Raw genomic sequence first — 2,102 nt, 5'->3', positions numbered from 1 at the left:
CCTTCGCCTCTTTCGAGCATCCCAGACCGCCATTCACCCTGAAACTGAATTGGCTGCCGATGCGGGCTACCAGGGTGTTCAACACCAACACCCGCTGTGCCGCACGCCGCACAAGGCGAGTAAGAAACGCAAGCTCGATCACACACAGGAAGCAGAGAATCTTCGACTGGCACGCTTTAGGATTGCGATTGAGCATGTCATTCGTCGGCTCAAAATTTTCCGGGTGTTGAAGGAAACGTATCGCCATCGGCGAAAACGGTTCAGCCTCCGGGTTAACCTCATCGCAGCCATCTGCAACCACACCGCAAAATGTGCCTGACTTTCGCAAGAGGTCTAATGTTTTTCTCGGACTGCTACCGCCCTGGCAGGGGGCGGCATGAGGCGCAGCGCCATCAAAAGTGGAGGCAATCGTCAATGCGGTTGCCTCCATCAGCGGGGGACTGCTGCCTCAGCTCCCCAGATTCGCCTTCTCCCACTCGTAAAATTCCGGCTTGTAAAATTCCAGCCGGATTTTCTTGTATTCCTTCGTCGAATACAGGATGTCGTAATCCACGCCGCTGGCGACCTCCTCCTCGATGGCTGCGATCTTGCCGAACGCTTCTTCCTTGCTGCGTCCGTGAACCATCGTGAAGATGGTATAGGGCCATTCCGGGTAGGTGGGGCGCAGGTAGCAGTGGGACACGGCCTTGAATTCGGCCATCTGGCGGCCCACTTCTGACACGTCCTCCTGAGGCACCGCCCACACGCCCATCGCGTTGAAGGTAAAGCCCGCCTTCTGGTGACGGAACACGGCGGACACGCGGCGCAGTGCCCCGGCGGCCTTCATCTTCTCGGCGTGCGCAGCCACCTCGGCAATGCTCAGGCCCAGCGCGGCGCAGGCGTCGGCGTAGGGTTCCTCGGTCACGGGCAGGTCTTTCTGAAATTCGGTCACGAAGGCGCGGTCTAAATCCGTGACCTCGTAGCCGATGTTGCGCTGCTCACTGGTGTACTGCGGCTTGGATTTGGCGTTCCAGTCCTCCTTGCCGGTCATGTCGAATTCCACGCCGATCTTGAACAGGTGCAGCGTGGGCATCAGCCGGGTCAGGCGTGCGCCGCTCAGCTCGTGCAGCTTCTGGACATGCGCTTCCAGATCGCTCTCGGGCGGCACGGCAATCGTGTACCACAGGTTGAAATCGTGGTTGCGCCGATAGTTGTGGCTGACGCCGGGGTGGCCGTTCACGATCTCTGCGCCCGCGTCCAGTTGATCTACATCGTGAACCGCCGCCACCAGACTGCTCTGGTAGCCCAGCGTGCGCGTGTCGAAGATGGCGCTGACCTGCCGCAGCACGCCCTCCGCCTTGACCTCGCGCAGAATCTCCAGCGCCTCGGCCTCGCTCATCCCCACTTCCTCGGCGATCACCTGATACGGGCGCTGGACGATGGGAATGTTTTTCTGAATGCGGTTGAGAAGCTGCTCACGCGCCGTGGGGAGCGTGGTTTCCGGGGCGGGCGTGGTGGCGGTCATCCGCGTAGAATAGGCCGTGCAGGGCGGCGAAACGTCCCCGAACGAGCGGTCAGGCGTGGTCATGCACTTGGGGAGGAGAAATGACGCGGAGTGGAGTTGCCGAGCAGGCTCTGGCGTTTGCCTGGGCGATCCAGCTCAAATTTCCTGCTGCTGACAGGTTGCTGGAGGACTGGGCATCTCGGAGAATCCTGAAGCCTGGAGCGCTCGTTATTGAACTCAGCAACATTCTCAGCACGTCAACGCAGGAGCGGGATCAAGAGACCTCTTGCGAAAGTCGTGCGCTAAGGTAGGGGATGGTTGGCACGCTAAAATATCATCAGGCCCTGAAGCTGAATCGCACGAGTTTTCGCCGTCGCACTGGTGTGTACCCTGAAACATTTCTAGAGATGGAGACCGTGTTGCAAGAACGCCATGCCAACAAAGTCAAATCTGGACGGCCACCTGCACTCTCTTTGGGAGCGCAACTCCTGATGACGCTGGAGTTCTGGCGCGAGTACCGCACGTTGTTTCACATCGGCCAGGACTGGGGTGTCCATGAGGCCACGGTTCAGCGAACCGTGGTGCGTGTTGAAGATGCCCTGATACAAAGCGGGAAATT

At 59.4% G+C, this 2,102-nt stretch carries 3 protein-coding genes; 2 read left to right on the top strand and 1 reads right to left on the bottom strand.

Going from position 1 to position 2,102, the window contains the following annotated elements; all coding sequences use genetic code 11:
• Positions 1–49: 49 nt before the first annotated feature.
• Positions 50–319, top strand: coding sequence for a transposase family protein (locus BOO71_RS16350; protein WP_075834111.1), 270 nt, complete (start codon positions 50–52; stop codon positions 317–319).
• Positions 320–448: 129 nt separating this feature from the next.
• Here the strand turns inward: BOO71_RS16350 and ahbA are convergent, their stop codons facing one another.
• Positions 449–1,504, bottom strand: coding sequence for a siroheme decarboxylase subunit alpha (gene ahbA, locus BOO71_RS16345; RefSeq protein WP_075834109.1), 1,056 nt, complete (start codon positions 1,502–1,504; stop codon positions 449–451).
• Between the two features lie 386 nt (positions 1,505–1,890).
• Here ahbA and BOO71_RS27090 point away from each other — a divergent pair.
• The coding region (locus BOO71_RS27090; protein ID WP_175607336.1) for a helix-turn-helix domain-containing protein at positions 1,891–2,102 on the top strand (212 nt) is incomplete at its 3' end.

It is taken from the genome of Deinococcus marmoris, from assembly GCF_001949125.1.
Lineage (GTDB): Bacteria > Deinococcota > Deinococci > Deinococcales > Deinococcaceae > Deinococcus > Deinococcus marmoris_A.
Note: the sequence above shows the minus strand (reverse complement) of the source record. Positions and strands in the feature narration are given on the sequence as shown.